The organism is Salinivibrio socompensis S35 (assembly GCF_000513715.1).
GTDB classification, from domain to species: Bacteria; Pseudomonadota; Gammaproteobacteria; order Enterobacterales; family Vibrionaceae; genus Salinivibrio; species Salinivibrio socompensis.
In genome coordinates this window covers 1-7158 of record NZ_AQOD01000077.1, presented here as the reverse complement: position 1 = coordinate 7158, position 7158 = coordinate 1, and the positions used below count along the sequence as shown (strand labels likewise).

At 45.8% G+C, this 7158-nt stretch carries 7 protein-coding genes and 1 pseudogene; 2 read left to right on the top strand and 6 right to left on the bottom strand.

What is annotated here, in order from left to right:
• Nucleotides 1-329: 329 nt before the first annotated feature.
• Nucleotides 330-846: pseudogene (locus DZ54_RS20580) on the top strand (magnesium transporter); the annotation flags it as partial.
• A gap of 11 nt (nucleotides 847-857) precedes the next feature.
• Here DZ54_RS20580 and DZ54_RS0109625 read toward each other — a convergent pair.
• From DZ54_RS0109625 to DZ54_RS0109610, 4 genes are all read right to left on the bottom strand, one after another.
• On the bottom strand, nucleotides 858-1766 hold the full coding sequence (locus DZ54_RS0109625) for a mechanosensitive ion channel family protein (protein WP_025673914.1): 909 nt from the start codon (nucleotides 1764-1766) through the stop codon (nucleotides 858-860).
• 415 nt (nucleotides 1767-2181) lie between these two features.
• Nucleotides 2182-2667, bottom strand: coding sequence for a lipase family protein (locus DZ54_RS25995; RefSeq protein ID WP_240473956.1), 486 nt, complete (start codon nucleotides 2665-2667; stop codon nucleotides 2182-2184).
• A gap of 276 nt (nucleotides 2668-2943) precedes the next feature.
• Nucleotides 2944-3195 carry a hypothetical protein gene (locus DZ54_RS25990; protein ID WP_240473955.1) on the bottom strand — a complete coding sequence of 84 codons (252 nt, stop codon included), beginning with the start codon at nucleotides 3193-3195 and terminating at the stop codon, nucleotides 2944-2946.
• 365 nt (nucleotides 3196-3560) lie between these two features.
• Nucleotides 3561-4295, bottom strand: coding sequence for a type 2 periplasmic-binding domain-containing protein (locus tag DZ54_RS0109610; protein WP_025673913.1), 735 nt, complete (start codon nucleotides 4293-4295; stop codon nucleotides 3561-3563).
• Nucleotides 4296-4531: 236 nt separating this feature from the next.
• Here DZ54_RS0109610 and DZ54_RS0109605 point away from each other — a divergent pair, with 236 nt between their 5' ends.
• On the top strand, nucleotides 4532-4984 hold the full coding sequence (locus tag DZ54_RS0109605; protein WP_164831574.1) for a TetR family transcriptional regulator: 453 nt from the start codon (nucleotides 4532-4534) through the stop codon (nucleotides 4982-4984).
• 177 nt (nucleotides 4985-5161) lie between these two features.
• Here DZ54_RS0109605 and DZ54_RS0109595 read toward each other — a convergent pair whose 3' ends face one another.
• Together DZ54_RS0109595 and DZ54_RS0109590 are read right to left on the bottom strand one after the other, a co-directional pair.
• Nucleotides 5162-5881, bottom strand: a complete 720-nt coding sequence (locus DZ54_RS0109595) for a YebC/PmpR family DNA-binding transcriptional regulator (RefSeq protein WP_025673911.1) — start codon at nucleotides 5879-5881, stop codon at nucleotides 5162-5164.
• 166 nt (nucleotides 5882-6047) lie between these two features.
• On the bottom strand, nucleotides 6048-7158 hold a 1111-nt coding region (locus DZ54_RS0109590; protein WP_025673910.1), incomplete at its 5' end, for a carbon-nitrogen hydrolase family protein.

Below are 7158 nucleotides of genomic sequence, written 5' to 3'. Positions count from 1 at the left end.
TATTGTGATCACGTCTTTGTGGTCGATAGCCGTGGACTTTGGGTGGGCGCCGTGCCGATCCACAAGTTATTCGGTGCCGATGGTCTATTAAAAATCAGTGACTGGTGCGAGACCAATTCCCAAGCTTGAATGCGCGTGATGACATCTACGCTAGCGCTGACAAAGTGGCGAGTAGTGAAGAGGTTGCCTTACCCGTGTTAGATGATGGAGGATCTTGATTGGCCGTCTTGATCTGGGTACGGCTTATGAGATGCAGACCGAGCGAGCAGAAGCGCAGATCATGGCCTCGGCTGGTTTAGATGAGGATGAGGACTTGTTCTCTGCCTGTCATGAAAGTGCTCGAAAATCGAGCTCTGTGGTTAGGAATCAACTTGCTGACGGCATTTCTCGCTTCCTGGTTTATTTGGTTTGTTTGAAGCCACTATACAACAGGTGGTGGCGCTGGCGGTATTAATGCCGGTCGTTGCATCTATGGGGGGCATTGCGGGCAGCCAAACACTCACCTTGATTGTACGCGGCTTAGCGCTTGGGCAAATATCTAAGGCCAACTTAAAACCATTGCTCACGAAAGAGTTTAAAGTGGGCTTATTTAATGGCGTGCTTTGGGCTGTCGTGATTGGCATTATTGCAGGGTATTGGTTTGATAGTTGGAGCTTGGGTGCCGTCATCGGCAGTGCAATAGTGGCCAATATTATCAGTGCCGCGTTGGCAGGAATATTCATTCCAGTGCTGTTAGATAAATTGAAAATTGACCCAGCCTTGTCTGGCTCAGTGATCTTAACCACAGTGACAGACATTGTTGGGTTTGTTGCCTTTTTGGGTCTAGGGACACTTTTTCTACTCTAACTTGCTTTTTTCTAAGTGCTTGCCAATGGCACAGACGTGTCTGTTGTCTGTGGTTCTTCCGCTTCCGTGTGTTTGCCGTCTGCGGCTGGGAGCAGCTTTTCACAATATAATGTCATAATGTCTTCACGAATAAGTTGCTCAAGTTCCGCCGCGCGCTCTGTCGGACAAAAGAGTCGAACGTGAACAAGCTGCTCGCCCGTCTCTGTATGGGATAAATATAAATGCGGCTCAGGGCCAGGTAAATCGACGCCCGCATGACGCTCTATCACGTGATTGTACCGCCGAGCGATATCCATAAAATCTTCACTATGATCGTCAATGCGTGCCAATAACCCAGGAATATGCGGGTATAAATTAATATCGCCGCGGACCACTAAATGAAAATGGTGATACACATATCGCTTCATGAAGTTTAGATTTTTCACCGTGGTGGCAAAGAACAAGCTATTCGGGAGAGTCGCGGTTTTTCCAGTGTAACAATAATGACCACTGTGCGTGTCGATTTCTTGAATTTTAGTCGCCATTAAATTGTGTTCGATCACCTCACCGCGTGTATTACCCACTTCAATCCAATCGCCAATACGAAACGATCGAGAGCTCGCACGTTGAATAGAACCGGTGAAGCATAAAATGATCTCTTTTGAAGCGACCACAACGGCCACAGCGATGGCGGTCAGTGACAATGCAAATTCATTGATTTCGGTGTTCCAAAATAGGAACATAAAGAGTAACAAAGTCGTAAACGCACCATTTTTGGTACGAGACATCCATTTACGTTGATCTTCGCTAAGAAAATTACTGTCACCACGAATGTGACGTAGGATCAGTCGGCGAACGACACTGACAACGACGATGACGCCGATGGTCGTTAATAATTTGTTTTCTAACAGTAGTTGGGCAATATTTTTTAACTCAGACAACAAAGCTATCTCCATAGTTTCCGTCAACGCCTCCCCCAGTAATGGCGCTATTCTGCCCCTAAGTGAACAAAAATAAAACGCAAACTTTGCAAATAGCGTGAATTCCGCTCGTTGACCTTAAAGCGAAAGCTTATTGGTTGAGTTCTTACTTCACTCGAGATTTGTGCGCACAGGATCCCGTTCTCGTATGATTGATACAAAAAATGTCTACGCATGAGAGGCTAGTGCTGGTCAAAGTAATCCTTACGCCGGATATATTTATCCATGTAGTGGTAAGCAACAGGACGCGTTAACCAACTAAAAAGAACGCGCAGGATCCGGGTTAAAGAGAGTGTGTTGGTATAGATTTTATTTTCGTGTAGCCAAAGTAATCGTCCAACATGCCAGTACACAAAAGGAATAGCGGGTAAGAATGTCACCATATCGACATCACAACAGATACGGTAGGTGCGCGTTGAAAATGGATATAAGCGTTTAAAACGTACCGCACATCCCCGCTGCCGGTTGGCCAAAGGTAACGATTACGCTTTATCGCATCGCCAAATTGATGGTTTAGCTTGGCGGCGGCGACAATAGCCATCGCACCTCCCGATGAATGGCCGATAAAAGAAATATGTTTTCCTTCCTGCAAAAAAGGAGTCAACGCAGAGATTAATTTAGTCAGCACCGTCTCTCCCTCAAGCACGGTGTGGTCTGCCGCTTGAGCAATATCAGCAAACTGGCTGTTCGTCATTTGTCGATACTGGCGCTTGTGCGGTTGCCAGGACAAGCTCTTTTGCGTTAGAAGATAATGAAATCCCCAATGGACGTGACATTTTTTATCGTCGATGGTGATCGCTTTAGGTGTACATGCGCAATTGAGCAACCAATCCCAGACCGTTTGCGAACCACGAAAGACCACGATCGCGTCGTCGTCTTCCCGCCAAAGTATCCGAATAATACACCGCCCCCATCGGTCATAAATATCACGTCGACCATGAGGACTAAACCGTAATGGGTGTGATCAAAATAAACGGGGTATGAGGCGCGACAGAGGATGGCATACCGCTCATATTGATAGCGTTTCAATCGCTTCATACGAGAGCCTATTTCATGAATGTTGGACTTAGGCTATCGAAAAAACATGACGAAATAGCGAAATGGGAAGCGATCTCCGTCATCGCCTAATGCGCAGTCATTAATCGTTGTTGCAGTCACTAATAGTTGTTGAGAAAGGCTCTAGGTGCGTGTCGTAAGTAAGGGCTTGAATCGGGCCACGGTGCGTAATTAAAAACTCAGCATTTGTGCAATTACCGATACCAATAATAATCTGTACTAAAAGGCGCAAATCTTTTAACCAACGCTGAGTCTGCTCTTGGCTCCAGTCTTCACGATACAGGCCCATATGATACTCAACCCACCAATATGCGCCGCGAATAAATGCTTTCATCACAGATTCTGCCGCTAAGATTTGTTCAGCGGTCCCGGAAAAATCAAAATCGGGTGAGATTGGTTTGCCTTGTGTAAACGCGACATAGTTTCGACAGTGGCGAAAGAGAGCCAGCTGAAGCCCGGCTGCAGAATCATAATGGGGGAGAGACAAGGTCGTGACGGGAGGTGTTTGATCGAGCGACGAAACAACGCAGCGGTGCGCTTACCGGGCATCAGGTGCTCAATTGCGTAAAATAAATCCAAACTGATAAGTTGATTACTCAAGGGTATCCTTCACTGTGTTAATTCAACATATTTATCCTGCCTGAATGGGCCGTGCGAGTATACAATATAGTATGCTGAATTGAAGCGATAATCCTCGCGTTACTCTATCCTATAACGCGCTTTTAGTGTCGATATCGCCTCCTTTTTGTCGATTAAAAACTGATTGAACTCGTCGATGAGTTTGGGGTGATGGATGGTCGATAGCCGCCGTGTTCCTTTGATATGGGGGAGGGTATCATCAAAGCGTACCGATCCTTTTTTAAAGCCCATTTGATCGAGATAGAATTGCGCGACGGCGATATTCGCATAGCCACCATCAACACGGCCACTAACGAGCTTCATCATCAAAGAATCATATTTGTAACTTTCATTTAAGCGTATGCGGCCCGAACGGATACGTGATTGATAAGGCTCAGGGGTAAAGCCTGCGACTGTCCCTAGAAGCTGTAGCTGATCAAGAGGTTGGCCATAGTTTTGGTCGATAACCATGACACCGTCGATATAATCTATCACGGGATCACTGTAGACGACATTGATGTCTTTTTTGATATCGAGATCCCAATCGGGGCTATCTGGATACTTAAGATCAACGACACCATCGACAAAGCGAGACGGGAGGCTTGTGAGTGGTAAGGCTTTGTACACGAATCGATAGTGATGCTCATTAGCGAACATATCCAGCAATTCGCGGTTGAATCCAGAATAATTACGACTGGAGTAAGCTGAGAAAGGATAATATTGGGAAAAGCTCTGTACGCCGATGATATAGGTCGTTTTGGCATTCACGGATACCGAGATACTCATAATCAGTAATAAAGCCCATAATCTTTTCATCGTACTCATCCGGCTCTCGTTGATTTTCCTCTTGTTATTGTAGACACAGAGACAGCCCCTGTCTTTGCATACTCACCTGTTATTTTACAACATCGACTTTCAACGCCTTCTCCGGCCATAAACCTTCCTGTCGAAAAATCATTCGGTTATTGGTCACATTTCACACTAAAATATTTGAATGAACATTCGGTATGTTTTATTTTTTCATCTGGACTTTCAATTTTGATCAAATAACGATGAATAAGCATGAAATTGCATCGCGGGCGATGCGGCAACATATTCTTTCCACCACATTAGAAATTGTTGGTAATGAAGGGCTTGCTGCACTCACAGCGACAAAGTTGGGTAAAAAGGCTGGGATCAGCAAAGGCGCGCTCTATCATCATTTTGATAACCTTGATGCGGTAAAATATGCGGCGGTGGATGAGTTAATCTCGATGTTTTTAGCGGTCGCTGAGCCGGCTAATTTTGAAGACTTTGAAAGTTATTTAGCGGTAACAGGTGATACTTTATATCTGACCATGCAGTGCGAGCCTTATGCGATGAAGGCGATGTATAGCTTCACGACTCAAGCCTTATTTGATGTGCAATTTCGTGCTGCAATACAACGTTTTTCGCAGCATGGTTTAACCGAATATACCGAGCGATTGACTATTTTTATCGGGGTAAAATTCCTCAATATCAGATAGATACGGCAATCCGAGTGGTGGATGCTTTCTTTCTTGGTGCGGGCTTGCAAAGTTATTTATCTCAAGGTGAGGATAGGTTTCGCCAAAGCTGGGCGTTATTCTCTCAAATGCTGTTAACGCAATTAGGTGAGAAATAGAGCGCCATCTGAGATGAGACGCTCTAGCATGTAACAGGGATTAGGCTAGCTCAGCGTTGTGGTAGACATTTTGTACGTCATCGCAATCGTTAAGCATATCGAGGAATTTTTCAAAACGTTCAACATCATCGCCACTGACCTTCGTATCGATTTGAGGTACAAAGGTGATCTCTTCTAGATCAATCGGCGTGTCGCCAAGAAAATCGCTTAGCGCATTTTTCACTTTGAAAAACTCGGTATGAGGCGCAAAAACCGTAATCACACCGTCGTCCGCTTCGATGTCTGAAACATCTACATCGGCCATCACTAATGCTTCTAACGTACCTTCCTCATCCGTTCCATGGAACTGAAAAACGGCTTGATGTTCAAACATATGAGACACCGCACCAGGTGAGCCAATTTTAGCGTCATTTTTGACAAAGCACTGACGGACATCCATGTAGGTGCGGTTGTTATTATCGGTCAAGCAATCGACGATGACGGCACAGCTGCCAGGTCCAAATCCTTCATAACGAGCAACTTCGTAGTTTTCGCCACCTGTGCCATTCGCTTTATCGATCGCTTTATCGATGATATGCCCAGGAACCTGATCTTTTTTGGCTTTTTCAATCAAGCGGCGTAGAGACAGGTTGCTATCTGGATCGGGCCCGCCGTTCTTGGCGCACACGTAAATCTCTTTACCGTACTTTGAGTAAACCTTAATTTTTGCGCCTTGGGTTTTCGCCATTGACGCTTTACGAACTTCAAAACTTCGTCCCATTCGGAATCTCTCTTAATAAACGTTTACGCAGAAACAGGTTGATTCTATCAAGAGAGTGATCCTTTGCACCAGCCAATGCACTGACCTTGCGCAAACTCAGTGCGATAAACACGAATCACTCTCCTTCATGATAATAAAATGGCCCCGTTTGGGGCCGGATCGATATTTATTCTTGGCTCAAGTGGCTGGCATAGAGCTTCGGTCTACGGTGCTTCAAGTTTGTCACTGAGCCCCGCTCATGCAGCATTTTGAGCTTATCAAGATCAACGTCTGCGAAGATCATCATCTCAGTATTTGCGTTCGCTTCTGCGAGTGTCGCATCGTGAGGGAAGTACACATCAGACGGCGAAAAGACGGCTGATTCGGCATATTGAATATCGACGTTATCGACGCGAGGCAGATTACCGACACTGCCACCAATCGCGACATAGCATTCGTTTTCGATCGCGCGTGCTTGCGCGCACAGACGCACTCGAAGGTAACCATTTTTGGTGTCTGTCCAGAAAGGAACAAACAAGATTTGCACCCCTTGCTCGGCAAGGATCCGTCCTAGCTCAGGGAACTCGGCATCGTAACAGGTGAGAATGCCAACGCGGCCTGCGTCCGTTTCGATAACTTTGACCGTATCACCGCCATCGATCACCCAGTCTCGTTGCTCGTGTGGCGTAATATGGATTTTGTATTGTTCATCAATGCTGCCGTCGCGATGCATCAAATAAGACACATTGTAGAGCTTGCCATCTTCGAGGACGGGCATACTCCCTGCGATAATATTGATGTTGTAAGTCACTGCCAGCTGAGAAAAGCGTTGTTTAATCGCTTGGGTAAACTCACTGAGAAAACGTATTGCCTCGACCGAGCGTTTATCCGGGGCAAGCCCCATTAAGGGCGCACAAAAGAACTCGGGAAATAGGGCGAAATCGGATTGATAGTTAGCTAAAGATGAGACAAAAAATTCGGCTTGATTGAGCAGATCATCAACCGAGAGCACATGACGCATCTGCCATTGCACTACACCAAGTCGCACAATGGTTTTGTCAATGTCGTGTACTGATGACGCATCTTCTTCATAAAAGAAGTTATCCCACTCTAATAATGTCGCGTAGCCTGCAGACTTATCATCTTCGGGCAAGTAGCGATTCATTAACCGTTTGACGTCAAAGTCATTGGAAAGCTGAAAAGAGAGGATAGGATCGTGGATCTCTTTACGCCTTACCTTATTGATATAATCGGTAACAGAGACATCTGTGTGCTTGTGATAACCGGGGATGCGTCCA

Excerpts from the sequence above, each read along its gene's own strand:
- DZ54_RS0109595 (WP_025673911.1), bottom strand. The coding sequence starts at position 5,881 with ATGGGACGAAGTTTTGAAGTTCGTAAAGCGTCAATGGCGAAAACCCAA.
- DZ54_RS0109605 (WP_164831574.1), top strand. The coding sequence starts at position 4,532 with ATGAATAAGCATGAAATTGCATCGCGGGCGATGCGGCAACATATTCTT.
- DZ54_RS25990 (WP_240473955.1), bottom strand. The coding sequence starts at position 3,195 with ATGAAAGCATTTATTCGCGGCGCATATTGGTGGGTTGAGTATCATATG.
- DZ54_RS0109610 (WP_025673913.1), bottom strand. The coding sequence starts at position 4,295 with ATGAAAAGATTATGGGCTTTATTACTGATTATGAGTATCTCGGTATCC.